Raw genomic sequence first — 26,363 nt, forward strand, 5'->3', positions numbered from 1 at the left:
CGGGCGGCCACGATCGTCCATGCGCAACCTCCGCTGACCGGCGGCTCCCACCGGCCGGCGGAAGCACGAGTGCGCGCAGGTCAGTTGTCGGCTGTGGCGGGTACCTCGCCGTGCTGGTCGACGACCGTGCGCTGCATGATGGCGCTGGTCCCGTTCAGGGTTTCGGAAGTGATGCCCCTGGCCTCGTCCTTGGTGATGTACGCGCGCGCGCCGAGGAACGTGAGAGTCTTCTTGTCGAAGATCCATTCGTCACGTGTCCCGAACGTGGTGTCTTCGCGTGTGATGGCGATGCCGTGACGGCCGGCGGCGTCGACGGCGTCGGGGATCTCCTTGACGCCGGGGATCTTCGCGGCGGCCTTGTAGAGGGCGGCGGCGTTCTCCGGCGGCATGATCGTTTCACTCACCAGCTCGCCGATCTTGGAGAAGACGGCCTGTTCCTTCGTCTCGCGCTCGTCCACCCTGGTCTGGGCGTAGAGCAGTTCGAGCAGCGCGTCGGGGTCGGTGGGCAGCGAGGCCAGCCACTTGTACGTGGGGTGGTCGATGCCCGCCGGGACGGCATCGGTGGACTCGATGGGGATCACCTGACCGGGCATGATGGCGCCCTTTCCGGATTCGCGCAGCCAGCCGGTGGTGGTGGTGATCGGGCCGGGCTCCTGGGACATCCAGGCCTCGCGCTCGTGCACAGGGCTGAGCCGTACAGGACCGTCGATGGTGCCCTCGTTCCCGCGGATCAGGCTCCTGACGTACACGAACTGTCCGTCCTTCACCGGCGTCGCGTCGGTCTCCGCGGCCGCGAGGGCGATCCGGTCGAGCGTGGCGGAGGCGCTGTTGGACCTGGCGGCCTCGGGGGCGGCTGCGGTCCCCGGGGAGGAAGTACGGTCAGCGGCGGAGTACGTGACGACCAGCGCCCCGGCCAGTGCCATCGTCGCGACGGGCAACAGCACCATGCGACGCGGCAGTCGACGGCGGGGTGCCGGGGACGCCTGCGTGGAGGGGGTGGTGCGGTCGCGGTCGATCTGCTGCATCAGAACATCCTTGTAGTGGAGGTGCCTGCTCGGCGGGAGGTCCCATTCGGCCGGAGCCGACAGCAACTCGTCTGCCTCACTCCGGGCGGGACCGGCGCTCGGCGGATTGTTGGTGTTCATCCGGTTTCCTCCTGCAGAAACATGGCCGCGAATGCGGCCTCACTCTCCTTCTCTCCGCGAGGGCCCCGCGGTTCCGGCTTCACGCCGTCGAGTTGAGCGGAGCTGAGCCGGGCCAGCCTCGCCCGGGCACGCGACAGCCGCGACCGCACGGTGCCGACCGGGATGCCGAGCGCCTCGGCGGCCTGCCCGTAGTCCAGCCCGGCCGACACGCACAGGGCGAACACCTCTCGGTCCTGGCGGCGCAACTGGCCCAGCGCCGCGTGGACCACCGCGAGACGGCGGGCATCGTCGATCCGGCCGGCCGTCTCGTCCGCGAAGTCCTCGACGGGACGCGGCTGCGGGCTGCGCGCCAGGAACGCGAGCCGCCGGCGCAGACCACGGTTGATGTTGTGCGCCTTGTGCGTGGCGATGCCGAGCAGCCAGGGCTTGAGCGAACCGCCCTCCGCCTCCACCGTCTCCCGGGTACGCCAGGCGGCGAGGAAGGTCTCGGACATGGCCTCCTCGGCCTCCGACCAGTTGCCGGTCAGCCGCAGGGCATGGTTGTAGACCGCCCGTGCGTACTGGTCGTACAGGTCGGCGAACGCCGCACGGTCCCCTGCCCGTATGCGTGCACGCACTGACTCTTCTCGTTCCGTTTGCCTCACACTCGTTACTCTCCGCAGACCGGACTGAGTTCCTGTGGCCTGCGTTACACCGCCGCGCCTGCCTGGGGTGTGCGGCTGACGCGTATCTTCGACTGGCCGTGCGGGCGCTCCTCCCAGTCCTCCATGAAACGCGCGTGCAGGCCGTGCTTGCGGGCCAGGGCGAGGAGGGTCTCGGTCCGGTAGTAGAAGTCCTCGCGCAGCACTTGGTGTTCGGTGCCCTCGGTGCGGTCGAAGGTGAAGTCGAAGAACCCGGTGTCGGTCAGTACGCGGCCGACGTGGGCGAGGCATTCGTCGATGACGTCCAGCGGCGAGTGGGAGAAGACGCTGTGCGCGTGGATGACGTCGAAGTGGTTGCTCGGCAGGAAGTCCAGGGTGAGGTCGCCGGTGATGGTCAGGTGCGGCAGCTTGTCCTGGAGGCGGCGCTCGGCGAGGGTCTTCTTGGCGGCCATCAGGATGTCGGGTGAGATGTCGATGCCGTAGTAGTTGCCGCTGTCGAGGTGGCTGATGAAGCGCCAGCCGCCGCGCAGGTTGCCGCAGCCGATGTCGAGCATGCGGTGCTCGGGGCGCAGCCCGTGCTCGACGAGGTAGTCGAACTGCATCCGCCCGAGCGCCAGCCATCGGTCGTGGGTCTGACTGCCTACCGCGGCCTCGGGGTTGCGACGGGTGTCGGAGGCCATCACGGCCCGGTAGTAGCCGACGTGGTCGGGGTGCTTCAGGCGCAGCCAGGCGTCCCGGCCGGCCCTGCGGAGGTACGGGGTGACACGGCCGGGATGGGTCAGGGCGTAGCGCACCTTGTGGGTGAGGGCGGCTCGGTTGTTGCGCAGTTTCTTGGGTGACTTGGCGTCTGCGGGCATGGCGAAGTGTCCTCCGTGCATAAGAGGACCGGGCCCCGGACAAGGGGTTCGAGAACGAAAAGGGGAGCCCGGTGAGGGGATGAAAGGAATGAAGGATGCGGTGCTGTCGCGCGCTCAGACGCGGCGGCGCAGGACCAGCACGGTGACGGCCGTGAGCAGGAGGGCGAGACCGCCGAGGACGGCGGTGTCGGTCCACTGGAAGGTCCAGTAGTCACCGTCCGGGTTGGCCTCGTAGAAGCGCGCGACGTACCCGTGCCGGTCCATGCACTCCTTGAGCTGGGTGCCGGACGGGAAGGGGCAGTTCATCACGTCGTCGCGGCGGCCCGAGGCGGTGATCAGGCCGTAATGGCCGGCCGACCACTTCTCGCCCATGGGCGGCTTGGGGATGCTGCCGGCGCTGGTGTAGGTGTGCGGCGGGACGAGCAGGCGGGTCTTGTGCGTCCACTCCAGCAGGTACGTCATCGCCCCGGTCGCCAGGAGAGTCAGACCCATGGCCTCCAGGACCCGGCGGGCCAGCAGACCCAGCAGGGTGCCGGCCGCCAGGCCGAACAGGGCGGCTGCGACGACCCGTGGGCCCGAGCCGCTGAGGGCGGTGTTCTCGTACCAGAACAGGCCGTAGCTCCGGTCGGCGGCCGGTCGCCACCACCACGCGAACACTCCCGCGAGCAGGCCGGAGAGGGCCACCGTGGTCACCGCGGCGAGGGCGAACCGCGAGGCGAACCACTGGCCGCGGCTCACGCCCTGGGCGAGGACCATGCGGTGCGTGCCCAGTTCCCGGTCGCGTCCCAGCAGCGGGGCGCCCCAGAAGACGCCGATCAGGACGGGCAGGACGATGTTCAGCGCCCCGAGGTACTTCAGCGGCTCGATGTCCAGTAGCAGGGGCAGGTCGGTCTCGGATCCGACGCAGTACAGCGGCCCGGGATCGCAGTGGTCGAACAGTCCGCTGCGCAGGTCGTCCAGCATGCCCGAGCGGGAGTACGCGGCGATCGCCACGACGGCGGCCAGTACGGCCGCGCCGATACCGACGAGCACCCGCTGCTGACGCCACGCGAGCCAGAAGGAGCCGTTCCAGAGGGAGCCGCTCCCGAGGGAGCCCTTCACGCCGCCGCCCCCGTCCGCTCGGCGAGGTCAGCGTGTGCCTCGTCGTCACCGGTCTGGAGGTGGCCGACCAGGATGTCCTCCAGCCTGGGCCGCTCGACGTGCCAGTCGCCGCTCACCGGTCCACGCTGCCGTATCAGGGCGGTCATCTGTCTGCCACTGGACCGGCGGTGTACGACGGTGTGCCGTCCGGCCAGGCTGTCCGCCTGGTCGGCATGTCCGGTCACCACGGCGTGGCTTTCGCGCAGCGCCTCGGCGTCCTCGCTCAGCTCGACGCGGCGGTCCCTCAGCAGCAGCACCCAGTCGCAGGTCTGCTCCAGTTCGGGCAGGACGTGCGAGGACAGCACGATGCTCGTGCCGCGCTCAGCGGCCTCGGTCATCAGCGCCGCCATGATCTCGCCCCGCGCCACGGGGTCGAGGTCGGCCATCGGCTCGTCGAGCAGCAGCAGTTCGGGCCGCTTGCCGAGCGCCAGTGCGAGCGCGACGCGGGTGCGCTGGCCAGGGGAGAGCTCGCCGACGCGGGCGGTGAGCGGGATGTCGCCCTCGCGGACGGTCAGCTCGGCGGCCGCCCGGTCCCACGAGGAGTTCAGCTTCTCGCCCATCCGCAGGGTGTCCGCCACGGTGAAGCGGGGGTAGAGCGGCTTGTCCTGGTTGAGCAGGGCGACCCGGGCGCGGGCCTCGGCCGTACCCGGTACGGCGTCCAGCACGCGTATCTCCCCGGAGCCGGCGCGCAGCAGGCCGCCGGCCAGGTGCAGCAGGGTGCTCTTGCCGGCGCCGTTGCGTCCGACGAGGGCGGTGATGCTGCCGCTGGGCACGGTGAACTCGCAGTCCCGCAGGGTCCAGCCACCTCGCGCCCGGTACCGGAATCCGAGTCCCGTGGCGCGCAGCGCGGCCGGCGCGTCAGGCCCGGTCATGCGTCCTCCTCTTGCCGCTCCCGATCGCGCGGGGAGTGGCTGTCTTGCTCGTTGTCGTGGCGGTTGTCGTGGGCGTCGAGGGCGGCGGTGACCAGGGCCAGGATGTCGGCCCGTTCGAGTCCCGCCGCCCGCGCGCGGGCCGTCCAGTCGGTGAGCTCCGCCCGCAGGGGGGAGTCGTCCTCGGCGCCGGGCCGCGCGAGCGATCTCGTCACGAACGTCCCCAGCCCGCGGCGCAGTTCGACCAGGCCGGCCTGCTCCATGTCGCGGTAGGCCCGGAGCACGGTGTTGGGGTTGATGGCGGTCGCCGCCACCACCTCCCTGGCCGTGGGCAACTTGTCCCCGACCTTCAACGTGCCCATCCGCAGCGCCCGTTCGGTCTGCTCGACGATCTGCACATAGGCCGGTACGCCGCTGCCACGGTCGATCCGGTACTCGACCACGTCACCTTCCACGATTGCAGTGTGCTTCCATTAATGAATTAATACAAGCATGATGGAGGCGTGGCAGGGATGTCAACCAGGAGCACTACCCGAGCGGCCCTGGTCGTCGCTGTCGCACTGACCCTCGCCGCGGTGGCCCAGCAACTCCTGCTGCTCGTCGGCCTGGGCGTCCTGCTGCCCGGCCGGCAGCCCTGGCCCTTCCTGCTGGGCGCGGCCCCCGCCTGGTGGCTCGCCCGCCCCCGGTGGTGGCAGGCGGACCCGCCTCGGCCGCTGATACGGGCCATACGCGTGCTGCGCCGCATACCGGCCCCGGCGTACCTCGTGACCGTGCTGGCCCTGGCGGCCGGAATCTGGGCCGCCCTGCAGGATCACGAGCCGTACCTCGGACACGAGGAGGCGGTGTACGCCAACAAGGCCCGCTCCTGGACCGACGGCACCCCCGACGCCGGCTGGGGCAGCTACCGTCCCCCCGGCCTCCCGGCGCTGGGGCGCATCGCCCTCGCGGTCCACGACGACGTGGGCAGCCTGCGCGCGACGGCCCTCCTGCTCACCCTCTTCACCCTCACCGCGACCTACGTCGTCGCGGCCCGCTGGACCACACCCCGCCGCGCCGCGGTGGTCGTCCTGCTCCTGCTCTCCGGTCTCGGATTCCTGCGCCGCGTACCGGAGTTCCTCAACGACATAGGCACCACCGGCCTGCTGCTGATCGTCGTCTTCCTCTTCACCCGAGCCCAGGAAGTACGCCACTCCCGGGCCCTGCCCGCAGCGGCCGCCGTGGCGGTGGTGGCCTTCTACCTGCGCTACGGCAGCGCGGGCAACCTCCTGGCGATATCCCTGGCCGCGCTGTTCGCCTACGGTCCGCGCGCCTGGCTCGCCCAGGGCCGCCGCCTCGCCGCCGCGCTGGCCGTCCTCGCCCTCGGCCTGCTGCCGCACTTCGTCCACGCGACGCAAGTCACCGGATCACCGCTCGGCCTGATTCTGTGGGCCGGCTCCCAGGCCAACCGCGTCTTCGTGGGCGACGGCCTCGCCTACTACCTCGCGATCTTCCCGTACCGCCTGGCCGGAGACCTGGGAGCGGTGGTGATGACCGGCGGACTGCTCCTGGCGGTGCGCGCCCTGCGCCGCGGAAACGGTGGGGCGCGCGCCACACGCCGGGTGTTCCTGGGCTCGACGTCCGTCCTCGTCTTCGTCGTCCTCGGTCTGGCGACCGACGGCGAACCGCGGTTCGTCTACCTCCCCGTCATCCTGCTCACCGTCCTGGGAGTCGAGGCCGTCACGGAGCGGACCGGGCACTGGAACAGGGGGGTGCTCGCCGCTGTCGCCGCACTGGCCGGCCTGACCACCGTCGGCACGGCCCAAGTCGTGGCCCACGGAGCCATGCCCGGCCCCGACCGCCTCAGCCGCTCCACCGTCCCGGTCGCCGAGCGGCTCGGGTCGGACGGTCCCTGCCTCCTGGTCACCGGCTACGAACCGGAGATGGGCTGGTACTCAGGCTGTGACGCGGTCACCTACGCCCAGTACCGCCGCATGACCCCGCCCCCCGGAACCCCCGTGACCCTGGTCCTCTTCGAATACGGCCGCCTACAACCGGACGACGCCTCCCTGGCCCGCCTCATCGGCGACCGGGACACCACCGTGCGCACGATCCCCACGGACGGCGCGCTGGGCACGGCGACAGCGGTCACACTGCGTTGAATTGCGTACCCTTTTCGCAGAGTTGGAATCCGGAGGCAACAGGCCGCAGGACCTAACTCTTCCACCAAGGCGCCGAGATGTCCCGCAGCGTGTTGGTACCGCAGTGCACCTCGCCATTCCTCAGGTGGTAGGTCTCGTAGTCGTCGACGTAGGACACCCACATCCCCGCCTTGCGGTATGCGGCGTTGACCGCCTCGGTGAAGATGTCCTTGCCGCCGATCAACGGCCCCCACTGCTTCGGCGCGAGGTAGCGGTCCTTGGCGAGGACCACGCCGTTGACCGCGCCCGGTATGTACGCGCTGACCATCCGGGTTTCGTCGACGGCCGCGCCCAGGTCCCGCTTGCCGTACTCCCCCGCCGCGTCCGGCACATCGGCCGATGCGCCGAGCCGGGTCAGTCGCCGCGTCCCCGCGAAGTCGCCCTGCTCCTCGTCGTTGGGGCGCGAGTACAGCGCGGGCGCCCGGACCACCTCGGCGTCGGTGATGCCGGTCTCCCGCTTGAGGGTCTTCAGGTTGGCGGCGATGCGCTGCGCGGCGAGGGCGTTGTCCTCGCGGAGTCGGCCGGCGGCGAGGACCTGGTTGATGGTCTCCTTCGGCGCGGACGCGTACTCGCCGCCCTTGAACGAGAACATCTTGGTCGCTCCGTGGCCCGCGGCCTTCGCATCCTTGAGCAGCTTCATGCCCAACTCGGGGTCGGCGATGGCGAGCCGCCAGCCGCGCGGGGTGTCGGCGGGCAGGAACTGGACGAACTCGTCCACATGGCCGACGTCCAGCCACGAGGTGTCCAGCAGCAGCGGGTCCTGCATGCCCTGCGACGCCAGCAGCGTCCGCATCGCCTTGACCGGCTTGACGCCGGTGTCCTTGTACTCGCCCATGACGATGCGCCCGGCGGGGTAGGACCGGCCGCCGTGCTCGTAGGCGGGGATGGTCTCCAGGTTGCCCATGGAGTCGAGGGTCGAGTCCTCGACGCCGCGTCCCAGCGAGACCTGCACCGCCCCCACATTTCGTCCGCGCAGCTTCTCGAACACCAGGCGGCCCGCATCACGCCACGGCTGCGCCGAGCGGATCATGACCCGCATGCCGTGCGGCTTGCCGCCGGGGCCGGCCATGGTCACGTATCCCGGCTCCAGGAAGTCCTGCACCCAGATGTCCTCGTCCAGCTCGTGCATGGGGAACTTCAGCAGGGGTTTGGCGATGCCCGCCCGCTCGACCTGTGTCTCGAGCACCTTGACGAACTTCTTCTGGGCCCGGTCGTACGGATAGTCGCCGCGCTTCTCGATGACCATGACCTGCTGCGCCTGCTGGAGGTGGTGGTGTGTGAGCAGCGGGGCGGCGTGCAGGGTGACGCGGTCGGTGGTGGCCTTTGCGCCACGACCGGGGCTGACCTTCAGTTCGACGACCGCGGTGCCGTCCCACACCGCCCGGTCTCTTATGACGTCGGTGCCCTCGATGCCGAGCTCGACCCCGGCGCGCAGCTCGGCGGCGGACAGCTTGGTCGTCGGCTTGACGACGGTCCAGGCGGTGCCGCGCTTGACGAAGAGCCGGGTGTACTTCGCCCCGGTACCGGTGACCTTGACCGTGCCGACGGCGGAGGCGTGCAGCCCGGTCATCGGTACGGTGCGCAGCCGGGCCAGGTCGGCGGCGTCCGCCTTGCCGTTGACCTTGGTGTCGGCGGCGTCGTTGCACTTGGCCAGCTTGGCGTCGGACAGCGGCTTGCCGTCGGGGCCGGTGGACCTGCACCGCTTGGTGTCGTCGTCGATGTTGGGGAGGAAGACCGCTCCCCGCCCAGTGGTCCAGCTGTCCTCACCGGCGTTGTCCGTGCCGCCGGTGACGTCCACGCGGCCGTCGCGGTCGACATCCGCGCGCAGGTCCGCCGGGGTGGCCGGCTTCGCCGCGAAGGCGGGGGTGGCGGGAGCCAGCGTCGCGCCCGCCAAGGTGATGGCCAGAACGGTCCGTATCGCAAGAGTCTTACGCAACCTGCGTTGTCCTTGTCGTTCATGAGCCCCGGTCAGGTGGACCGGAGTCGGGTGGTTTGTCGGGTGTGTGGTGCCAGAGGCCAACTGCCTTACGCGGGTTGCGCATCGAGCCAGGGGACGGTCGGCGGAATGCGGGAACCTACCTCGCTCCGCGCTCGCGCGGAGACGTCATGCCGTCGGCGGTCAGGACGGGCTTCCGGTCCTGATGGGCGCAGCCGTGGGCCCGCACCTGCGAACCGGCGGCCGGGCCGTCCTGCACCGGCTCCCCGTCGGTTGCCCTGAACGCGGCAGCGACACGGTCGAGCGTGGCGGACACACTGTCCGACCCGGTGGCTCCGCACGCCGGAGAGGAGCGATGTTCACCTAGGGCCAACGTGACGGCCAGCGCCCCGGCCAGCGCCAGCGAGGCCACGGGCAACACCACAGCCGGGCGCGGGAATCGTGGGCGAGATACCGAGGACGTCATGCCTGGACCCGCTACCGCCGCGGTCCCGCGGCTGCGTAGGTTGCCGTGCCGACGACCGCGAGGACGAGGGCCGTCCAGGTGCCCGCCGTCGTGCCGGGCGGCAGCAGCATCCAACTCGCCACCTGCCTCGGCGTATCCGTCGGGGGCGGGGCGAAGAGCGCGAACGACAGCCAGGACATCGGCAGTGTCCACGCGTACTGCGCCCCGAACACCGTCGCCCCGGCGGCGGCCAGCCCCATCAGCCCCGCGCTGTCACGGACGACGAACGCGGTGGTGGCCAGGTCCTCGCCCAACGTCTGCACCGCCACCAGCACCGCGCCGACGACCGTGCCGATGAGCAGCACATGCGCCGCCCTGCGCGGCACCCAGCGGATCGCGGCCGTCCGGTCCAGCGCGACGTCCTGCCCGCCTAGCCCGATCGAGGCCGCCATCACCCCCGCGGCAAGAACGAGTGTGGGCAGTTTCGGATCAACGGGCCCGTCGCTGCCGTCCCGGGCGAGTGCCCATACCGCCAGCGCGCTGATCAGCACCACGGCCAACGACGCGGGCGCCTGCCGCGAACGGGCGTACAGCGTCAGCCACCTCACTGGGACTCACCGCCGGCCAGCTCGTGGAGCGGGTCGCCCTTGCAGGAGACCGCGGCGGCGTGCATCGCCCTGATCCGCGAGAACTGTTCGGACCGCGGCAGTGCCTTGAGCTCCTTCCACACCGGGTGGGCCAGTTCGAGCTGGTCGCGCGAGGAGTGGACGGTGCCATGGAGCGGCTTGAGGTCCCCGAGGACCCAGCCGGCCGCGACGCTCTGCGCGGCGAGCTCACCGGACGTGCCGCTCTCACTGTCGCTGCGGGCGAAGCAGATCGGTGCCATGCCCTGGGCGACCAGGGCCCGGGTCAGTGCCTCGCCCTTCGCGGTGGCGAGCGTCCCGTCGTCGAAGTCGACGAGCACGGCGTCGCGGGGCCGTTCCGGCGTATCCATCTGCGCCCGCAGGGCGGTGGTCTCACGGATCGAGACCGATGCCTGGCTGCCCAGGGCGTCGTGCAGAAGACGCAGCGCCTTCCTGCCGGGACCGGCGAGGTCGTCGAGTCGTGCCTGGTGCGCCTTCGTCACGCACACCGGGCCGTCGCACACCATCGCCGCGGCGGCCTCGTCGACGACGTACGTCCGGCGCGGGTCGGAGGGGAGGACGAGCAGGGCGAGCGCCGCGCCCGCCAGGACGGGCGTCAGGGCGAGCAGCCGGGCGCGCCGGGTCGCGGCAGCCAGCAGGGCGAAGCCCGTCCCGGCCATGCCGAGCAGCCACAGCGTCTGCCCGAGGTGCACGGAGGGCGAGAGCGTGAGGAGCATCTCGCGCACCTCTGCCACCACCGGTGACAGCAGCGAGATCCGGTTCGGCACCGCGGCCGTCGGCACCACCGACTCCGCCGCCTGCCGCAGGAGGATGGTGAACAGGAAGGCGCCCACGGTCAGCGCGGGCGGGATGAGCGGGGACGGCAGCGCCCGCCCGACGCCCATGCCGAGCACGGCCCCCGCGACCAGCGAGAGTGCCGCCACCAGTGAGATCGGCAGCCATCCGAGGTGCGTGTACCCGCTGCCGGCCGACACCTGGATCGCGCCCACGAGGATCAGGAGTCCGAAGGCCGAGGCCAGCGTGAGCGCCGTCGTGCCCGCCAGCGTGGCGGCGCGCTGCCAGGCGGGCCGCGGGGTGCTCGTCAGCAGCTCGGAGACGTTCGAGCGGTGGTCGCGCAGCCCCTGGAGTGCCCCGAGCCCCACGGCGAGCGGCCAGAGGAACAGCAGTTGGGAGCGCGTCCACATTGCCATGGACGTCCACTGGGCCGTCCACATCGCGGTGCCCTTCCACCATGGACCGCTCAGCAGGTACAGGAACGCCAGCGCGGTCGTCAGGACCACGGCCCCGGCCCACGGGGCGACGGAGCGCCTCAGTTCGATGCGCAGGATGCGGACGTTCACCAGGTGCCCCTTCCCTGCCTGGGATTGAGCAGCATGGCCGAGTAGCCGCGCTCCAGCGGGCTGTCACCCTCGTGCTCCGGGCCGCCCACCGAGGCCAGTTCGTCCGGAGCGCCCTGGAAGACCAGTCGGCCTTCGGCGAAGAGCACCACGTCGGTGCAGGCGGCGGCGACGTCCTCCACCAGGTGGGTGGAGACGACCACACAGGTGTCCGTGCCGAGTTCCTGCAGCAGTTCGCGGAAACGCAGCCGCTGCGAAGGGTCCAGGCCGACCGTCGGCTCGTCCAGCAGCAGGACCGACGGGTCGTTGACGATGGCCTGCGCGATGCCGACCCGCCGCACCATGCCGCCCGACAGGGCCTTCATCTTGTCGTCGGCACGGTCCGCCAGGCCCACCCGTTCCACGGCGCGTTGCACCGCCCCCGGGATGTCCGCCTTGGGGACCTCCTTCAGCCAGGCCATGTACTCGACGAACTCGCGCACCGTGAAGCGCTTGTAGTAGCCGAACTCCTGCGGCAGATAGCCGATCCGGCGGCGCAGCGCACGGTGCTCGCCCAGGCCGCCCGCGGACTCGCCGAGCAGCTCCAGGGTGCCCTCGGCGGGGCGCAGTACGGTGGCCAGCGCCCGGATGAGGGTGGTCTTGCCCGCCCCGTTGGGTCCGAGGAGGCCGTGGACACCGGTGCCCAGCGACAGGTCGAGCCCGTCGACGGCCATCCGTTTCCGGCCGGCCCTGACCTTCAGTCCGGTGGCCCGGATCTGCCAGGCGTAGGTCGTCGGTGCGATGTCGGCCGCGCTTACCGCGGGCATCATGCGGTGGTCCTTTCGGGATGGTCCGATGCTCGGATCGGTTCGGTTGGTTCGACTGGTCATCGATGGGCTCCCAGCACGGAGTACGCGCCCCTGCGGGCGATCACGACACCGATGCCGAGCGCGAGGATCAGCCCCCACACGGGCAGCCCGCCCGACTGCAGAGCGAAGGTGGTTCGGCTCGTGGCGAGCGTCGGCGCCACGATGACGGCGGCCCATACGGCCGTCAGCGCGACGGCGGCGCGGGTCACCCCGATGACACCGCCGAGCGCCAGGGTCGTCGAGGTGAAGGCCAGACAGGGCAGCAGCCACTGGGCCGCCATCACCCCCGTCGCCCATCCGCCCATCAGCAGCGCGGGGACGACCACGGCGAGCACGGACGCGGTGCGCCGCAGGACCAGATAGAGCCCGGCCCTGGGCACCGAGGCCGTCAGCTCGTACGCCGGGTCCAGGCCGCGGGACCAGGACGCGGCGACGCCGAGCACGGGCAGGACCGGGGCGAGCAGCAGCACCAGCGACACCTCGCCGTAGCCGGGGCCAGCCAGGTCCAGCAGCAGCGCGATCAGCGTCACGCTCGCGACCATGGCCAGCCACGGCACCATCGTGGGCGTCATCCACATGGACAGCCGCGCCGACCAGCGCCGCCTGCGCGGCATCACGGCGGGGGCGGTCAGGTGGGGTTCGAGGCCGGACCACACGGTGTCGACCAGCGCGGCCACTGCGGGCGCCTCGGCCGTGACGGCGGCCGACAGCCGGTCGCGGCACACCGCGCACGCCTCCAAATGGGCTTCCAGCGCCCACACTTCGTCGGCGGCGAGGTCCGTGCCGCCGCGCGCGTAAGCGTCGATGATCCGCATCGACGCGTGTTCCACGCTCATGCCAGCGCCTTTCGCATCGCGGTCCTGGCCCGGCGGGCCCTGGTCTTGACCGTGCCCTCGGGCAGCCCGAGCAGGACGGCGGTCTCCCGGACCGACAGCCCGTCGAGCACCATGGCTTGCAGTACCTGTCTGAGCTCCGGCGCGAGGCGCCGCAGTGCGTCCCCGACGTCACCGCCGACGGTCGTCGCGAGCGCCTCCTCCTCGGCGGCGGGCGCCACGGGCTGCGGGGCTGCCGCGGGCGGCGGCTCCGCGTGGTGGGCCCTGCGCCGGAAGGCGTCGACGAGGCGGCGCGCCGCGATCGTCCACAGCCATCCGACGGCCGTCCCTCCGGCCGCGGCCCCGGCGAACGAGCCCGCCGCACGCCACACCGCCAGATACGTCTCCTGCATGACCTCGGCGACGATCTGCTCGTCCGCGCAGCGACGGCGCAGCCGCACCGCCAGCCACGGCGACGTACGCCGGTACAGCTCCTCGAACGCGGCCCGGTCGCCCTTGGCGACCAGCCGGACGAGACGCTCCTCGTCCAGCTCCCCCGGTGCCTTCCTTGCTGATCTCACACCCTCTAGACGGCGGGCCCCGGCGGCAGGTTTTCCCCGCGGCGTGATCCCCGTCACACGCAGGTATCCGCGGAAACCCGGCCCGACGGCAGCGTCAGCGGGGCGGGCGGACCTTGCCGTTCTCCCAGGCCCAGGCGGCGACCTCGACCCGGTTTCGCACACCCAGCTTGCTGTGGATGTTCGTCAGGTGGGTCTTGACCGTGGACAGGGACAGGCACAGCTTCGCCCGGATCTCCTCGTTGGTGCGGCCGACCGCCACCAGCCGTGCGACATCGAGCTCACGGTCGGTCAGGGGGTGGGCCCGTGCGGCTTCGTCCTCCGAAGGCAGCCGCCGGTCCTCGAGTTGCCGCAGCAGAGGCAGGGTCACAGCGGGCGAGACCAGCGCGTCCCCGCGTGCCGCGGCCCGCACGGCCTCGATGAGCAGCGCGGACCCGGCGTCCTTGAGAAGGAATCCGCAGGCACCGTTGCGCAGCGCGGTGCGGACGTAGTCGTCCTGGTTGAAGGTGGTCACCACGACGACCCGCATCGGGTCCACCGCCGCGGATCCGGCCAGCGCCCGGACGACCTCCAGGCCGTCCAGCTTCGGCATCCGGATGTCGACCAGGCAGACGTCCGGGCGCAGCCGACGGGCCATCTCCACGCACTCGGCTCCGTCCGCGGCCTCACCTACGACCTCGATACCGGGATAGGCGTTCAGGATGAGGCTGAATCCGGTACGGACCAGTTCCTGGTCGTCGGCTATCAGGACCCGGGTCGCGGAGGTGCTCACGCCGGTGATCTTGTCACAGCGCTGACCAGCACCGGGAACTCGGCGCACACCCGCCAGCCGCCGTCCGCCGTCCCCGCCGCCTGCAGCGCACCGTCGACCGCCTCGACCCGTTCACGCAGGCCGACGATGCCGAAACCGCCGCGACCCCCGGCCGGTACCGTGCGCCGTTCGTGCGGGGCGGAGTTGACCACCTCCACCAGCAGCCGCTCCCCCTCGGCCTCGACCCGGACGGTGACCCCGGCACCGGGAGCATGGCGGCGTACGTTCGTCAGCGCCTCCTGTACGACTCGCTGCACGGACGTCTCGACCTCCGGTGCGAGCTTCACCGTGCGGGCCGCCGCAGCGAACCGCAGACTCGCCTCCTGCTCACCGCCCGAGGAGAAGTCGGATACCAGCGTGGCGAGTTGATCGTTGAGTTCGCCGGGCCGCAGGGTCCGGCTGTCGTCCTCGCGCAGGACGCGCACCAGTCGGCGCATCGAGTCCAGGGTCTCGACGCCGGCCTTGCGGATGTCCTCCAGGATGGGTTCGACCTGGTCCGGGGAGACCTGCAACACCGTCCGAGCGGCGTCGGTCTGGACCACGATCCCGGTCACATGGTGGGCGACGAAGTCGTGCAGGTCCCGCGCCAGTTCCATCCGCTCGCCCTGGCGCACGGCGGCGATCGTACGGGCTCGGCGGGCGTCAAGGGATCGCAGATAACAGCCGAGCGCGACCGCGGCCCCGACGGCGAACGTGAACAGGAAAGCGCAGATGCTCGCCCAGAACAGGCTGCCCCACAACCGGTAGGGAACAGCGATCACGGCGACGCCGAGAGACACGGCCAGCGCCACCGCGGCAGCCGGTGGCGTCGTCGAACGGCAGGTCTTCGCCAGCATGCCCAGCAGGCAGACGAGTTCCAGGAAGCTCCAGCCCTCCGAAGGCACATGCGTCGCCACCGCGAACTCGGTGAGGGCCAGCGAGAGCAGGGCGGCGAGCCCCGCCGTGTACTCCCTGCACAGCCGGCGCGAGGGTAGGAGCAGAAGGAGGGCCGCGACGGGTCCGGAGCACAGGTACACGGCGCCGCGGAAGGAGCCGTACTCCAGCAGGAACAGACCGTCGAGCAGCCACAGCACGACGAGAGCCGCGTACATCGACAACGTGATGACGGACTTGGCCGGTTCCCGGTGCCGGGCGGAACGACGTCGTACACGGCGGGCTGCTTCGGTGATCACGGACGGAAAGGTTACGGAAGAGCGGCCGAGCGACGGGTCGGCCGAATGACCGAGGTGCAGTGATCGAAATCGGTTACTCGGCCGAGGGGCGAACAGGCCATCCGGCGAAATCGTCGAGCCATGCAGATGTTCACCATGTTCCAGGGCCTCATCGCCGGCCTCGCCGGGCTGTGCATCCTCGTCGCCGGCACGGCGTCCGTCATGTACGCCCTCAACGGGACGGGGCCGGAGGAACCGGTCCTCGAGCGCGGCGGCACGACGCCGGAACCGCTCGTACGCATGCGCCGAAGTGACGCCGTCTTCCCAGGGCAGTGCTGACCGAGCCGGCGGTGCAAGCGAACAGTGACCTCGTGGTGATCTCCCTCGACCGGGAGCGCAGTGCCCGGCTGCTGAGAGATGTGCGCAGAACGCAGCTGCTGCCACCGGTGGTCCACCCCTGGGGGAAGCTGCAGGCTTACGGAGAACTCCTGCTCCGGCGACGGCGCCCGCTGGCGGTTCTGGACGTGCCGGACGAGGGATGCGCGCAGCAACTCGGGCAGCGCGTCGCTGTTCTGCGGCGGCTCGCGCCCGTGACCGTCCTCGCGCCCGAAGGCACCTCATCCGCGGCGCTGTTCGACGAGGGTGCCACCAACGTCCTGGACCGCGGCCTGCCGATCGACGAACTGGCCGCCCGGCTGAGGGCGGATCAGCGGTGGCTCGCCAGGGGCGGGGCGTACGCGTCCCGGTCCCAGGAGCGAGTCCCGGTGCCGCCTCCCCTGTGGCCCCAGCAGACATCGCAGCGAGTCCTTCTGCGGCTCATGCTCACCGACCCCGGCCCCTGGTGCTGCCACGACCTGACCTGTCTGCTGGGCTCCACCGAGCAGCCGTTGACCAGGCCCGCCCTTCGTGCGCGCATGGCGAGACTGGACGTTCACCTCGGCCGTCTCGGAATGGCCTTGCGCCGGACCGGCGGCTGGGGACGCTTCCCCTACACGGTCGTCCCCTGGACCGAGCTCAGCCCTGCTGCTCCCCTCTGGCATGCTCTGTGAACGTGCAACCTTTGAAGGCTGAAGACCCCACCCAGATTGGCTCATTCCGGCTCCTCGGCAGGCTGAGGTCCGGCGGCATGGGCCGCGTCTACCTCGCCCGGTCGGCCGGCGGACGGACCGTCGCGGTCAAGGTCGTACATGCCGAGCTCGCCGCCCAGGACCAGTTCCGGCGCCGCTTCGCGCGCGAGGTCGCCGTGCTGGAACAGGTCGGCGGCGTCGGGACCGCGCCCGTGCTCGACGCGGACAGCGACGCCGAGTCCCCCTGGGTTGCCATCGGGTACGTCGCCGGGCCCGCCCTGCGGACGGTGGTGGCCGAGGAGTACGGGCCGCTTCCCCCGGCGTCGGTACGGTCCCTGGCCGTCGGGCTCGCCCAGGCCCTGGCGCACATCCACGCCGCCGGGCTGGTCCACCGGGACCTCAAGCCGTCGAACATCCTGCTCACCGTCGACGGCCCCCGCCTCATCGACTTCGGCATAGCCCGAGCCGTCGACACCGTCACCGACGGCGGGCTGACCAGCACCGGCGCGCTCGTCGGATCCCCCGGCTTCATGTCACCCGAGCAGGTGCGCGGCGAGCGTCTGACGCCCGCGTCGGACATCTTCTGCCTCGGCTCGGTCCTGGCCTACGCGGCGACCGGCCGCTCCCCGTTCGGGTCCGCCGAAAGCGGCGTCCACGCCACCATGTTCCGCATCGCCCACGACGAGCCCGACCTCGCCGGACTCCCGGACGAGCTCGCCGACCTGGTGCGCGCCTGCCTCCACAAGGCCCCGGCCGCCCGCCCCACCGCCGCGCGGCTCGCCGCCACGGTCCAGGCCACCGACCCGTGGCTCCCCGCCGGGCTGCTCGCCGGCCTCGGGCGGCACGCGGCCCGGCTCCTCGACGAGGAAGGCGATCCCACCCCCGCACCGACACCCGTACCCACGCCCTCGCGCAGAAGGAAACGCCCGCGGCCCACCAGACGCCCGCTGCTCATCGGCGTGGGCTCCACCGTCGCACTCGCCCTCGCCGGGGGCCTCGTCTACCTCCTCGAGCCCGGCAAGCGCACCACCACGACCACCCGGTCCGAGATCCCCGCCGCCTTCCAGGGCGCCTGGGAAGGCGTCGTCACGGGCACGCAGGAAGTCCCGTCCGAGACCGCCCGCATCGAGATCACCGACGGCAAGCCGGGCGACAAGGCGGCCACCTACGTCACGGTCACGGGCGAGCGGCTCTGCATGGGGCGCTCGACGCTCGTCTCGGCGAACGAGGACAAGGTCGTGTTCGGCGAGAGCGGCGTGACGACCAGCGTGCCCGCCAAACAGTGCACCCCGGCCGCGCACCAGACGCTGACCATGCGCTCGCCCGACGTCCTGCAGTGGAAGTCAGGGGCGGCGACGGCCACGTTCCAGAAGGTGAAGACGGCCCGGCAGATCGTGCCGGCGAAGCTGGTGGGCCGCTGGCAGCAGGCCCCGAACCCGGAATTGCCGGAGGACCAGCAGGACCTGTGGTCGACCCGGATCACCATCAGCCAGGGCCCGATCGGCGCCTCGCTCGTCCATATCGCGCAGAGCTACCCGGAGACGGACGAGAAGACCGGCGAAGAGACCGGCGGCACCAGCAACTGCGCGAGCACCGCCGTCGTCGGCGGCGCCGGCAACCTGCTGATCATCGGCCCGCCGACACCCGACACGACCGCGGGCGCCTGGGATCCCGGCTGCATCGAGTGGGGCTCGTCGCAGAGCCTGCGCGTCGAACGCGTCGGCGGCGAGGACCGGCTGCTGATGTACGGCATGATCGCGGAGGGCGAGCCCGGCGAGTACGTCAAGGTGGACTGACGGCCCCTGTCAGTCAGACCCTCCCACAGCGCTCGGCCCCACCGGGCCGAAGCTCAGTGGGGCCGAGTTCAGAGCCGTCGCAACCACGGAACGTGAGCGATTCGCCGAATGTTTCAGTCGTCGCTGAAACGCCACTTCGAGGCAGGGTGCCCCATCGGAGTCGGGGTAGTGACCACCTGGTCACCACCCGCCGCCCAGTGGAAGAGCCACCGGACAGTCGCCACGTTCACCACCGACCCGTCCGAGCGGAAATCCCACATCTGATAGCGACCGCCGTTGCATTCCATCCAGTAGACGTCGCCGGAGCTGTTGCTGTCGAGGCACTGGTTGGTATAGGCCCTGACAATGTTGTTACCCCGCCGGTCCCACTGCTGATCATTGCCCCAACGGCAGAATTGGGCGTGCACTTTGCCGCCGTCAGCGGCAGTCAGACACCAGCCGCTGTTCACATTCCTGACCAACGTGTTCTCGTCAGCGCTCGCGCTGGTTGCCGTTCCTCCCACGAGAAATGCGGTCGCAACTGCTGCCGAAGCGGCCCGGGCTACCCACTTGTGCTTGTTGTTCATTTTTCCTCGAGTCGTGTTGCAGTCGAGAGGGACGACTTGACGCGTCCCTCCAGACGTGAGGCGCGTACTCGATGATCATGGTGTAGGTATCTGAGGAATTCGCTGCGGAGCGTAGGCACGTGCGGAAGTCGTTATAGAGAGATGCCGGCGGGACCCGAAAATCCCGCGGACTCAGTGATCCTGGAAATGTGACATACGGCGGTGCCGACCGTTGTGGGGCAGACGCGTTCCCGGTCGCTGTCCGACCGGTTTCCGTGCCGTGCGGGCGAGCGGTGGAGGGGGCACCATGCGCAGCTGCAGGGTGTCGTCGCGCAGGAGGTTGCTCGGCGGGAGCGGGGGAATTGGTGCGGTGCCACGCCGCCGGCACCGCGAGCGGGGCAGGCGCCAATGGAAATGGACGGCGAACAGACGGAAGGCGATTACGGCGAGAACAATGGCGGTCCCCGTGAAGGCGTCGAGTGCGCCTGCGGTGTGGAGTACGGACGTGGTCAACGCGCCGGTTATGGCAGGGACGGCGTACAGGTCGCTGTCCCATCGCATGGAATACGGCAGTTCGCCGGCGATCACGCTGGCGATGACTCCTCCACCGATGGCGGTGCCGACTCCCAGGGCGGCTGACGGAAAAATGCCCATGCCGTGTTCGAGGGCTTTGAGCGTGCCGGTGACACTGAAGAGGCCGAGACCGAGGGCGTCCAGCAGCTCGAAGACGTAGGGCTCACGCTCGTTGGACCGGCTGAGGTAGGCGAGCAGTGCCGCGGCGACAGGCGGGAGTGGATAGCCGGGGTCGGTGAACGCGATGGGTTTGACGTCGAGGACGAGGTCACGCACCAGGCCGCCGCCCAGCCCGACGGCCTCCGCGGCGACGACGGCCCCGATGAAGGAGAAGTCCTTGCGTACCGCGAGGAAGGCTCCCGACAGCGCGAAGCCGAAGATGCCGAGCAGATCGAGGGAGTACATTGCCACGGCGGTCAGTTGGTGCATGAAGTTCGGCTCATTCTCCAGTGACCTCTGGCGGGGGACAGCACCTACGAGCTGACCCTGGACGCCTCGCGTGCCGCCTCCGTCTCGCCGCTCAGCTCGCGCGTCAGCGCGAAGTGGACCTTCCGTTCCGCCCGGACGCCCGAGAACGAGCCGACCGTGCTCCCGCTGTCCACGGTCCGTTTCTCCCCCGAGCTGACCCCGTCCGGCACCGCGCCGGCGGGCCGGGAGTTCGAGGTGCCCTTCGTCGTCGAAGGCGCTGCCTCGGGCGGGCAGCTCAAGAAGCTGGCCTTCGAGGCCTCGTACGACGAGGGCAGAACCTGGAAGACGGCCCAGCCCGTCGACGGCAAGCGTCTGTCGCTGAAGCACCCGGCGGGGACCGGCAGTGTCTCGCTCCGCGCCAAGCTGACGGACCGGGCCGGGAACACGCTGGTCCAGACGATCGAACGTGCCTACTTGGTCTCCCAGTAGGCAGGCAGCCTCACCCGAACCGGATCACACCGCCGGCTCCGGGCGGGGCTCCGTTGTGCCGGGCGGCCCCGCGGGGGCCGCCCGGAAATCTTTTTCAGACGTCTGACAACCTCAGGGACGGCCCACTCCGTTCAGAGTGCATGACGTACTTCTCACCGCTCGGCTCCGGGCCCGTCACTGCCGGATTCCCCATGATCCCGGCATGCTGCGCTCCCGCGACCGGTGAAGGTGGACTGTGAACCTGTTCGCGCCCCGGTCGGCGCTCAGCCGGTCGGACGACGAGGACATCTCCTTCGACGAGTTCGCGCGCAGCCGCCAGGCGCCGCTGCGCAGGGCGGCCTACCTGCTGTGCGGCGACTGGCACCTGGCCGAGGACCTGACGCAGACCTCGCTGGCGAAGCTGTACGCCGTGTGGCGCCGGGTGCGGCGGACGGATTCCCCGGACGCCTACGTCCGCAAGGTGCTGTACCGGACCTTCGTGGACGAGACACGACGGCGCCGTTGGTGGGAGCGGCCCGGGACGTACGAGTACGACGCGGTCGCCCCGGCGCAGGACCCGGAGTTGCGGCTGACGCTGCTGGACGCGCTGCGGCAGGTTCCCGCGCGCAGCCGTGCCGTGCTGGTCCTGCGGTTCTGGGAGGACCAGAGCGTGGAGGAGACCGCGGCGGCGCTGGGATGCAGCACCGGCACGGTGAAGTCCCAGACCTCGCGAGGGCTGGCCGCGTTGCGCCGCATCCTGGGCGACACGCCCCTGGCGGCGGCTTCGCACCGTACTGGCCATCTGACGGCGGAGTGGTGAGCATGACGGACGAGAGCAGCGCGGGCGGGGCCATGGGCGGCCACGGTGGTCGGGACAGCCGCAGCGGCACCGGCGGCGAGGCCGGACTCGCGGAGGTGTTGGGCGGGCTGAGCGTCGGGATGGAGCCACCGATGCCGGATCTGGTGCCGGGCGCGATCAGAAAGGGTGTCCGGATCCGGCGCCGCCGCAGGATCGGCGTGGCGGCGGGCTCCGCCGCGATGGTGGCGATGCTGATGGGCGGAGGGTTTGCTGTCACGCAGTCGTTCCTGGGCGACGACCGTGCGGCGCAGCCGGCCGCGCCGGCGCCGGCGATCCGGTATCCGTCCCTGGAGCTGTTGCGTTCGATCGTCCCGGAGTCGACGGGCACGGTCCAGTCGTCGAATCCGGCCCAACCGCGCGTACCGGGCCGCTACTTCCGGTTGACGACGGACAGGGGCACGGCCGACCTGTACGTGGCCGTCAGCCGGACGGTGACAGGAGTCCGGGTGTCCTCGCCCATGGCGGGCGGGACGACCTGCACGGACAGCCACGGACTGCCGGTCCGCACGCCGTGGACGACCTTCATCGTCTCCTGCGAGGCGATGCCAGCCGCTTCGGGGGGTCGCGTTCTGTCCTACCTGGTGGCGAACTCCGACACGTCTGCGCCGACCGCAAAGCCCGACCCCGCCGACGCCATCGGTGTCTCGTATCTGACACCGGACGGCTGGACGGTCCAGGTGATCGCGGGCGATCTGCACAAGGACGGCTCGGCGACGGGTCAAGCGGCGCCGTCAGAGGCCGAGTTGTCTGCGATCGCCACCGATTCACGGCTTTTCGGCGCGGTCACCGCGGCCGGCTCGTAGGGGTCTGGGCACCAGCCCCTCTGCATATCCCGCATCCCCATATCCCCGTATCCCCGTATCCCCGTATCCCCGTATCCCCGTATCCCCGACTCAAGAGAGATGGCATGACCATGCTCAAAATGCTCCGCAGCTCGCTGACCGTCACCGTGGCGGTGGGACTGCTGCCCCTGCTCGCCGCCTGCGGCGGCTCAAGTGACGAAGCCGGCTCGGGATCCCCCGCGGAAAGCTCGGCGACGCCCGGTGGCGACAAGGCGAAAGGCCGGACGAACGGCGATCTCGCCGTCCCGGTGGACGCGGACCCGGAGACCAAGCAGCAGTACCTCATGGAGAACGCCATCGCCGCCTGCATGAAGAAGAAGGGCTTCACCTACACGCCGTACGTCGCCGACGCGGGTTCCGGCGGCCAGGAGGAGGCGGTTGGCGGAGCCGACTACGCACTGGCCAAGCAGTACCGGAAGAAGTACGGATTCGGTCTGTACGCGGGCGCCGTCTACCCCGACGACCCGAAGGCGCCGAACAGCAAGGCGAGCCGGAAGAGCCAGGAGAACCCCAACACCCGGTACGTCGCCCAGCTCACGCCCGCCCAGCAGAAGACCTACACGCAGGCGCTGGGGCAGTACGCGATCGACGGCGCGAACTCCGGGCCGACCGACGGCTGTCTCAAGGAAGCCCAGCTCAAGGTGTACGGCTCCGGGAAGAACGCCGCCGAGCAGCGGAAGGAGGACGCCGCCGCGGCGGAGAAGAACCGTCAGGCGGGACTGGCTCTGAACGGTGACGCCGAACTGGTACGGCTCGCCCAGTCGTACGCCTCCTGCCTCCGGAAGGAGGGCATCACGGTGACCACGACCCAGCCCACCGGCATCGCGGACGATGTCCTGTTCGGCCTGAGCAGCAAGATGCCCCAGCAGGGCACGGCGCAGATGAGCAAGGAGGAGGCCCTGCCGCTGCTCACCCACGAGATCGACGTCGCGCTGAAGGACCTGGAGTGCGGAAAGGACTTCCGGGCCGCGTACTTCCCCAAGCTCAAGAAGCACCCCTACGCCGGGGGGAAGGGATGAGGCTCGGCCGCGGCGGCAACCGCAAACAGCTGGGAGCGCTGGTCTGCACGGTCGTCCTGGTCGGAGTGGGGGGCTGGTTCGCCGGCACCCACGTGAAGTCTCCGGCCGACGTCGCCGCCGCGCACCGGGCCCCCAAGGCCGGGCCGGTGACCGTGGCGGTCGAACAGCGCCCCCTCACCGCGACCGTGGTGGCGACGGGCTCGCTGGAATTCGGCTCGCCCCAGGCGCTCTCCCTGGCCGGCGCGGTCGGCTCCGGGACGACGGGAGGCGCGAGCGGCGCCGACGGGGAGACGGCTGAACAGCAGGTCACCAAGGCGCCGACCGCCGGGACGAAGCTGAAGGAGGGAGACGTACTGATGACGGTGAGCGGCCGTCCGGTGCTGGTGCTGAGCGGATCGGTGCCGATGTACCGCACGATCGCGCCGGGCGTCTCCGGGGACGACGTGACCCAGCTTCAGAAGGCCCTGCGCCGAGTCGGCTTCGACCCCGGCTCGATCAGCGGCACCTTCCGCCGGGGAACCGCGTCGGCGGTCACCCGCTGGTACAAGAGCAAGGGGTACGAGGCGCAGCAGCCGAGCACGGCGGACCGGCAACGGCTGGGAGAGTTGCAGCAGGCCGTGCTCACCGCACAGGAAGCACTCCTGACCGCGAAGGGCGCGAGCGACACGCAGAGCACCGAAATCCAGAAGCTGCGGCTCAAGTCCGCGCAGCAGGGACTGGACACGGCGAACGCCGCCCTCAGCGAGTTCCAGGCCACCTATGGGACGAAGGTTCCCGTCGGCGAGATCCTCTTCCTCCCCGAACTGCCCGTACGGCTGGACAAGGTGACGGTACGGGCGGGGGACACCCCGTCCGGCCAGATCGGCACCGTGACCAGCTCCGATCTCGTGGTCCAGGCGGTTGTCCCGGGTGCGGACGCCAAGCTGCTGCGGCAGGGCATGACGGTGGAGGTGCAGACTCCGGACGGCAAGAAGGCGAAGGGCACCGTGACCGCGCTGGGCGACGACGCGGAAAAGGCTTCGACACAGGACGGCAAGCAGGAAACGACCTCCGGTGGGGATGCCTCCGGTACCGATTCCTCCGGCACCTCCGCCGACGACGCGTCCTCCGACTCCGCGTCCGGCTCCGGCTCCACGTCCGGCTCCGGCTCGGAGAGCTCGGGAGCGGGCGATCCGTCGGCCCCGGTGCAACTGCGTATCGCGGTGCCGGATCCGGGTCCGCTGGCCGGGCAGGCCGGCGCCTCGGTGACGGTGACCATCGAGGTCGGCGCCTCGGACGGCCCCGTACTGGCCGTACCGGTCGCCGCGATCCACACCTCGGCGGACGGGAAGGCCCGGGTTCGGGTGCAGCGTGACGACAAAGCGGTGGAAGTGCCCGTGAAGGTCGGACTGGCGGCGGCCGGTGTCGTCGAGGTGCGGCCGACGAGCGGCAGGCTGGACAAAGGCGAACGGGTCGTGGTGGGCGAATGAGCGTCATCGAACTGGCCGACGTCCAGCGGGTCTTCGACTCCGATCCGCCGGTGCACGCCCTTCGCGGGGTGAACCTGACGGTGCGGCGCGGCGAGCACCTGTCGATCGTCGGACCGTCCGGCTCCGGGAAGTCCACCCTGCTCAACACGCTGGGCCTGCTGGACCGGCCCAGCTCCGGGTCGTACCGGCTCGACGGAGTGGAGACCACCGGCCTCGGCGATCTCGAACGCACCTCGCTGCGCGGCAGCCGTATCGGGTTCGTCTTCCAGTCCTTCCACCTTCTCCCGTACCGGACGGTGGACGAGAACGTGATGCTGGCCGAGGCGTACCGCAGGCCCCGACACGGGCGCGGGCGCGGCAGCCGTCTCGCCCGCGCCCGGGAAGCGCTGGAACGGGTGGGGCTCGGGCACCGCTCCGGCTTTCGGCCCGACCGGCTCTCCGGCGGCGAGCGCCAGCGGGTGGCCATCGCCCGTGCGCTGATGAGCGACCCCGCGCTGCTGCTCTGCGACGAGCCCACGGGCAACCTGGACAGCGAGAACACCCTTTCCGTGCTGGAACTCTTCGACGACTTGTGTGCGCAGGGCATGACCTTGGTGGTGATCACCCACGACGAGTCCGTCAGTCGTCGGGCGAACAGGCGCGTACGGATCACCGACGGCCGTCTCGTCCAGGAGACCGTATGAGGCGGGATACGGAGATGGCGCTCGAACGCCCCTGGATGGACCCCCGTGACCTGTGGACGGAGGCACTGGCCGGCGTGCTGGCCCGCCCGGTCCGCTCGGCGCTGACCACCCTCGGCACGGTGCTGGGCATCACCACGCTGGTCATCACCATCGGCGTCGCGTCCACCGCGGGCAACCAGATCGTCGGCCGGTTCGACGCGCTCACCGCCACCTCGGTCAGCGTGGTGGTACCGGAGGCGCCCCCCGGCACGGGCACCGGTCCGCTGGTCGGCTGGTCCGCGCCCGACGCCGTCGGACGGTTGGCGGGAGTGACCTCGGTGGCCGCCATCGCCGATACCGAGGCGACCGCCAACGTCCAGGTACGGGCGAACGACGTGGTGTCCCCGGGCGACACCTCCGGCCAGAGCCTCGCGGTGGTCGCCGCTTCCCCGAGCCTCCCGGCCGCCGTGCGCGGGAAGATGACCACCGGCCGGTTCTACGACACCGGCAACATCGCCCGCCACGACCGGGTGGCGGTGCTCGGTGACCAGGCGGCCCGGCTTCTCGGCATCCGCCGGGTGGAGGACGCGCCGGCGGTCTTCCTCTCCGGGCAGTCCTACACCGTGATCGGAATCCTCGGTGGCATTCAGCGCGAGCAGCGGTTGTCCACGGCGGTGATCCTGCCACCCACCACGGCGGCGGACCGGCTGGAGCTGCGCCACGTGACCAGAGTCCTGGTGAACACCTCCCTCGGCGCCGCCCAGCAGGTGGCCAGGCAGGCCCCGGTCGCCCTGGCCCCCGGCCACCCGGACAGCTTGACGGTCCTTGCCCCACCCGACCTGTCCAAGGCCCGCCACGGCGTGCAGAGCGACGTCAACGGACTCTTCCTCGTCCTCGGCCTGGTCTCACTGGTGGTGGGCGCCATCGGTATCGCCAACGTGACGCTGGTGACGGTGATGGAACGCGTCGGCGAGATCGGGCTGCGCCGCGCGCTGGGCGCCTCCCGCCGCCAGGTGGCCGGACAGTTCCTGCTGGAGTCGACGACCATCGGCCTGCTCGGCGGCGTCATCGGCGCGGCAGTGGGAATCACCGTCGTGGTCGGCGTGTCGGTCGCCAAACAGTGGACCCCGGTCCTGGACCTGAACCTGGCCCTGGGCGCCCCGGTCGCCGGAGCCGTCGTAGGCCTCCTGGCCGGCCTCTACCCGTCACTCCGTGCCGCCCGCCTGGAACCGGTGGACGCCCTGCGCGCACCTTCCTGACGAGC

The 26,363-nt window shown here is 70.8% G+C and carries 29 protein-coding genes; 11 read left to right on the forward strand and 18 right to left on the reverse strand.

All coding sequences use genetic code 11. From position 1 onward, the window contains the following. Positions 1-80: 80 nt before the first annotated feature. From ACZ4UU_RS10455 to ACZ4UU_RS10480, 6 genes are all read right to left on the reverse strand, one after another. Positions 81-1,145 carry a CU044_5270 family protein gene (locus tag ACZ4UU_RS10455; protein ID WP_468038401.1) on the reverse strand — a complete coding sequence of 355 codons (1,065 nt, stop codon included), beginning with the start codon at positions 1,143-1,145 and terminating at the stop codon, positions 81-83. Continuing rightward, positions 1,142-1,762, reverse strand: a complete 621-nt coding sequence (locus tag ACZ4UU_RS10460; RefSeq protein ID WP_468038403.1) for an RNA polymerase sigma factor — start codon at positions 1,760-1,762, stop codon at positions 1,142-1,144. Before ACZ4UU_RS10460 ends, ACZ4UU_RS10455 begins: the two co-directional genes overlap by 4 nt. Positions 1,763-1,833: 71 nt before the next feature. Beyond that, positions 1,834-2,643, reverse strand: coding sequence for a class I SAM-dependent methyltransferase (locus ACZ4UU_RS10465; protein WP_468038405.1), 810 nt, complete (start codon positions 2,641-2,643; stop codon positions 1,834-1,836). Positions 2,644-2,757: 114 nt separating this feature from the next. Further along, positions 2,758-3,744, reverse strand: coding sequence for a transporter (locus ACZ4UU_RS10470; RefSeq protein ID WP_468038407.1), 987 nt, complete (start codon positions 3,742-3,744; stop codon positions 2,758-2,760). Further along, positions 3,741-4,655, reverse strand: coding sequence for an ABC transporter ATP-binding protein (locus ACZ4UU_RS10475; protein WP_468038409.1), 915 nt, complete (start codon positions 4,653-4,655; stop codon positions 3,741-3,743). Before ACZ4UU_RS10475 ends, ACZ4UU_RS10470 begins: the two co-directional genes overlap by 4 nt. Beyond that, a complete protein-coding gene (locus ACZ4UU_RS10480; RefSeq protein WP_468038411.1) occupies positions 4,652-5,107 on the reverse strand; it encodes a GntR family transcriptional regulator in 456 nt (151 codons plus the stop codon). The genes ACZ4UU_RS10475 and ACZ4UU_RS10480 overlap by 4 nt, the downstream gene beginning before the upstream one ends. A 57-nt stretch (positions 5,108-5,164) precedes the next feature. Between ACZ4UU_RS10480 and ACZ4UU_RS10485 the strand changes: the two genes are divergently transcribed. Next, complete coding sequence (locus tag ACZ4UU_RS10485; protein ID WP_468038413.1) at positions 5,165-6,790, forward strand: glycosyltransferase family 39 protein; 1,626 nt, start codon at positions 5,165-5,167, stop codon at positions 6,788-6,790. Positions 6,791-6,842: 52 nt separating this feature from the next. On the opposite strand, the gene ACZ4UU_RS10490 is transcribed toward ACZ4UU_RS10485, so the two are convergent. From ACZ4UU_RS10490 to ACZ4UU_RS10530, 9 genes are all read right to left on the reverse strand, one after another. Continuing rightward, positions 6,843-8,765, reverse strand: a complete 1,923-nt coding sequence (locus ACZ4UU_RS10490; RefSeq protein WP_468038415.1) for a protein-arginine deiminase domain-containing protein — start codon at positions 8,763-8,765, stop codon at positions 6,843-6,845. 139 nt (positions 8,766-8,904) lie between these two features. Next, on the reverse strand, positions 8,905-9,177 hold the full coding sequence (locus tag ACZ4UU_RS10495) for a hypothetical protein (RefSeq protein WP_468038417.1): 273 nt from the start codon (positions 9,175-9,177) through the stop codon (positions 8,905-8,907). A 65-nt stretch (positions 9,178-9,242) separates the two neighbouring features. After that, positions 9,243-9,818: a hypothetical protein gene (locus tag ACZ4UU_RS10500; protein ID WP_468038419.1), complete on the reverse strand. Its 576-nt coding sequence runs from the start codon at positions 9,816-9,818 to the stop codon at positions 9,243-9,245. Further along, complete coding sequence (locus tag ACZ4UU_RS10505) at positions 9,815-11,194, reverse strand: hypothetical protein (RefSeq protein WP_468038421.1); 1,380 nt, start codon at positions 11,192-11,194, stop codon at positions 9,815-9,817. Before ACZ4UU_RS10505 ends, ACZ4UU_RS10500 begins: the two co-directional genes overlap by 4 nt. Next, complete coding sequence (locus ACZ4UU_RS10510; RefSeq protein ID WP_468038423.1) at positions 11,191-12,000, reverse strand: ABC transporter ATP-binding protein; 810 nt, start codon at positions 11,998-12,000, stop codon at positions 11,191-11,193. Before ACZ4UU_RS10510 ends, ACZ4UU_RS10505 begins: the two co-directional genes overlap by 4 nt. Positions 12,001-12,056: 56 nt before the next feature. Then, a complete protein-coding gene (locus tag ACZ4UU_RS10515) occupies positions 12,057-12,875 on the reverse strand; it encodes a zf-HC2 domain-containing protein (protein WP_468038425.1) in 819 nt (272 codons plus the stop codon). Further along, positions 12,872-13,432, reverse strand: coding sequence for an RNA polymerase sigma factor (locus ACZ4UU_RS10520; RefSeq protein WP_468038427.1), 561 nt, complete (start codon positions 13,430-13,432; stop codon positions 12,872-12,874). Before ACZ4UU_RS10520 ends, ACZ4UU_RS10515 begins: the two co-directional genes overlap by 4 nt. Before the next feature lie 94 nt (positions 13,433-13,526). Next, on the reverse strand, positions 13,527-14,201 hold the full coding sequence (locus ACZ4UU_RS10525) for a response regulator (protein WP_468038429.1): 675 nt from the start codon (positions 14,199-14,201) through the stop codon (positions 13,527-13,529). Next, positions 14,198-15,412, reverse strand: a complete 1,215-nt coding sequence (locus ACZ4UU_RS10530; RefSeq protein ID WP_468038431.1) for a sensor histidine kinase — start codon at positions 15,410-15,412, stop codon at positions 14,198-14,200. The genes ACZ4UU_RS10525 and ACZ4UU_RS10530 overlap by 4 nt, the downstream gene beginning before the upstream one ends. Before the next feature lie 120 nt (positions 15,413-15,532). On the opposite strand from ACZ4UU_RS10530, the gene ACZ4UU_RS10535 reads away from it, so the two are divergent. The 3 genes from ACZ4UU_RS10535 to ACZ4UU_RS10545 all read left to right on the forward strand — a co-directional run bounded on the left by ACZ4UU_RS10535 (position 15,533) and on the right by ACZ4UU_RS10545 (position 18,254). Further along, on the forward strand, positions 15,533-15,730 hold the full coding sequence (locus ACZ4UU_RS10535) for a hypothetical protein (protein ID WP_468038433.1): 198 nt from the start codon (positions 15,533-15,535) through the stop codon (positions 15,728-15,730). An 11-nt stretch (positions 15,731-15,741) separates the two neighbouring features. Next, positions 15,742-16,440, forward strand: coding sequence for a hypothetical protein (locus ACZ4UU_RS10540; RefSeq protein WP_468038435.1), 699 nt, complete (start codon positions 15,742-15,744; stop codon positions 16,438-16,440). Positions 16,441-16,517: 77 nt separating this feature from the next. Then, complete coding sequence (locus ACZ4UU_RS10545) at positions 16,518-18,254, forward strand: serine/threonine-protein kinase (RefSeq protein WP_468038437.1); 1,737 nt, start codon at positions 16,518-16,520, stop codon at positions 18,252-18,254. A gap of 113 nt (positions 18,255-18,367) precedes the next feature. Here the strand turns inward: ACZ4UU_RS10545 and ACZ4UU_RS10550 are convergent, their stop codons facing one another. The 3 genes from ACZ4UU_RS10550 to ACZ4UU_RS10560 all read right to left on the reverse strand — a co-directional run bounded on the left by ACZ4UU_RS10550 (position 18,368) and on the right by ACZ4UU_RS10560 (position 19,974). Continuing rightward, positions 18,368-18,820: an RICIN domain-containing protein gene (locus ACZ4UU_RS10550; RefSeq protein ID WP_468038439.1), complete on the reverse strand. Its 453-nt coding sequence runs from the start codon at positions 18,818-18,820 to the stop codon at positions 18,368-18,370. A 171-nt stretch (positions 18,821-18,991) separates the two neighbouring features. Next, complete coding sequence (locus ACZ4UU_RS10555; RefSeq protein ID WP_468038441.1) at positions 18,992-19,801, reverse strand: trimeric intracellular cation channel family protein; 810 nt, start codon at positions 19,799-19,801, stop codon at positions 18,992-18,994. A 44-nt stretch (positions 19,802-19,845) separates the two neighbouring features. Continuing rightward, complete coding sequence (locus tag ACZ4UU_RS10560) at positions 19,846-19,974, reverse strand: hypothetical protein (protein ID WP_468038443.1); 129 nt, start codon at positions 19,972-19,974, stop codon at positions 19,846-19,848. On the opposite strand from ACZ4UU_RS10560, the gene ACZ4UU_RS10565 reads away from it, so the two are divergent. The 7 genes from ACZ4UU_RS10565 (at position 19,958) to ACZ4UU_RS10595 (ending at position 26,358) form a co-directional block, all read left to right on the forward strand. After that, a complete protein-coding gene (locus ACZ4UU_RS10565) occupies positions 19,958-20,269 on the forward strand; it encodes a hypothetical protein (protein ID WP_468038445.1) in 312 nt (103 codons plus the stop codon). The two genes, ACZ4UU_RS10560 and ACZ4UU_RS10565, sit on opposite strands and share 17 nt — an antisense overlap. A gap of 241 nt (positions 20,270-20,510) precedes the next feature. Further along, on the forward strand, positions 20,511-21,068 hold the full coding sequence (locus tag ACZ4UU_RS10570; RefSeq protein ID WP_468039180.1) for a SigE family RNA polymerase sigma factor: 558 nt from the start codon (positions 20,511-20,513) through the stop codon (positions 21,066-21,068). 2 nt (positions 21,069-21,070) lie between these two features. After that, positions 21,071-21,910: a hypothetical protein gene (locus ACZ4UU_RS10575; RefSeq protein ID WP_468038447.1), complete on the forward strand. Its 840-nt coding sequence runs from the start codon at positions 21,071-21,073 to the stop codon at positions 21,908-21,910. 104 nt (positions 21,911-22,014) lie between these two features. After that, entirely contained in the window at positions 22,015-22,968 is a 954-nt protein-coding gene (locus ACZ4UU_RS10580) for a hypothetical protein (RefSeq protein ID WP_468038449.1), read from the forward strand. Continuing rightward, the gene (locus ACZ4UU_RS10585) at positions 22,965-24,437 is read left to right on the forward strand and encodes a peptidoglycan-binding protein (protein ID WP_468038450.1); all 1,473 of its coding nucleotides are present in this window, start codon (positions 22,965-22,967) and stop codon (positions 24,435-24,437) included. Before ACZ4UU_RS10580 ends, ACZ4UU_RS10585 begins: the two co-directional genes overlap by 4 nt. Next, the gene (locus ACZ4UU_RS10590; protein WP_468038452.1) at positions 24,434-25,120 is read left to right on the forward strand and encodes an ABC transporter ATP-binding protein; all 687 of its coding nucleotides are present in this window, start codon (positions 24,434-24,436) and stop codon (positions 25,118-25,120) included. Before ACZ4UU_RS10585 ends, ACZ4UU_RS10590 begins: the two co-directional genes overlap by 4 nt. Further along, positions 25,117-26,358 (forward strand): ABC transporter permease, encoded by a 1,242-nt coding sequence (locus ACZ4UU_RS10595; RefSeq protein WP_468038454.1) that lies wholly within the window; start codon positions 25,117-25,119, stop codon positions 26,356-26,358. The genes ACZ4UU_RS10590 and ACZ4UU_RS10595 overlap by 4 nt, the downstream gene beginning before the upstream one ends. Positions 26,359-26,363 lie beyond the last annotated feature (5 nt).

The organism is Streptomyces sp. NPDC028907 (genome assembly GCF_055564995.1).

Coding starts and splice junctions, on each gene's coding strand:
- ACZ4UU_RS10485 (WP_468038413.1), top strand. CDS start 5,165: ATGTCAACCAGGAGCACTACCCGAGCGGCCCTGGTCGTCGCTGTCGCA.
- ACZ4UU_RS10510 (WP_468038423.1), bottom strand. CDS start 12,000: ATGATGCCCGCGGTAAGCGCGGCCGACATCGCACCGACGACCTACGCC.
- ACZ4UU_RS10550 (WP_468038439.1), bottom strand. CDS start 18,820: ATGAACAACAAGCACAAGTGGGTAGCCCGGGCCGCTTCGGCAGCAGTT.
- ACZ4UU_RS10535 (WP_468038433.1), top strand. CDS start 15,533: ATGCAGATGTTCACCATGTTCCAGGGCCTCATCGCCGGCCTCGCCGGG.
- ACZ4UU_RS10580 (WP_468038449.1), top strand. CDS start 22,015: ATGACCATGCTCAAAATGCTCCGCAGCTCGCTGACCGTCACCGTGGCG.
- ACZ4UU_RS10475 (WP_468038409.1), bottom strand. CDS start 4,655: ATGACCGGGCCTGACGCGCCGGCCGCGCTGCGCGCCACGGGACTCGGA.
- ACZ4UU_RS10595 (WP_468038454.1), top strand. CDS start 25,117: ATGAGGCGGGATACGGAGATGGCGCTCGAACGCCCCTGGATGGACCCC.
- ACZ4UU_RS10585 (WP_468038450.1), top strand. CDS start 22,965: ATGAGGCTCGGCCGCGGCGGCAACCGCAAACAGCTGGGAGCGCTGGTC.
- ACZ4UU_RS10545 (WP_468038437.1), top strand. CDS start 16,518: ATGGGCCGCGTCTACCTCGCCCGGTCGGCCGGCGGACGGACCGTCGCG.
- ACZ4UU_RS10555 (WP_468038441.1), bottom strand. CDS start 19,801: ATGCACCAACTGACCGCCGTGGCAATGTACTCCCTCGATCTGCTCGGC.
- ACZ4UU_RS10465 (WP_468038405.1), bottom strand. CDS start 2,643: ATGCCCGCAGACGCCAAGTCACCCAAGAAACTGCGCAACAACCGAGCC.
- ACZ4UU_RS10575 (WP_468038447.1), top strand. CDS start 21,071: ATGACGGACGAGAGCAGCGCGGGCGGGGCCATGGGCGGCCACGGTGGT.
- ACZ4UU_RS10515 (WP_468038425.1), bottom strand. CDS start 12,875: ATGAGCGTGGAACACGCGTCGATGCGGATCATCGACGCTTACGCGCGC.
- ACZ4UU_RS10590 (WP_468038452.1), top strand. CDS start 24,434: ATGAGCGTCATCGAACTGGCCGACGTCCAGCGGGTCTTCGACTCCGAT.
- ACZ4UU_RS10455 (WP_468038401.1), bottom strand. CDS start 1,145: ATGAACACCAACAATCCGCCGAGCGCCGGTCCCGCCCGGAGTGAGGCA.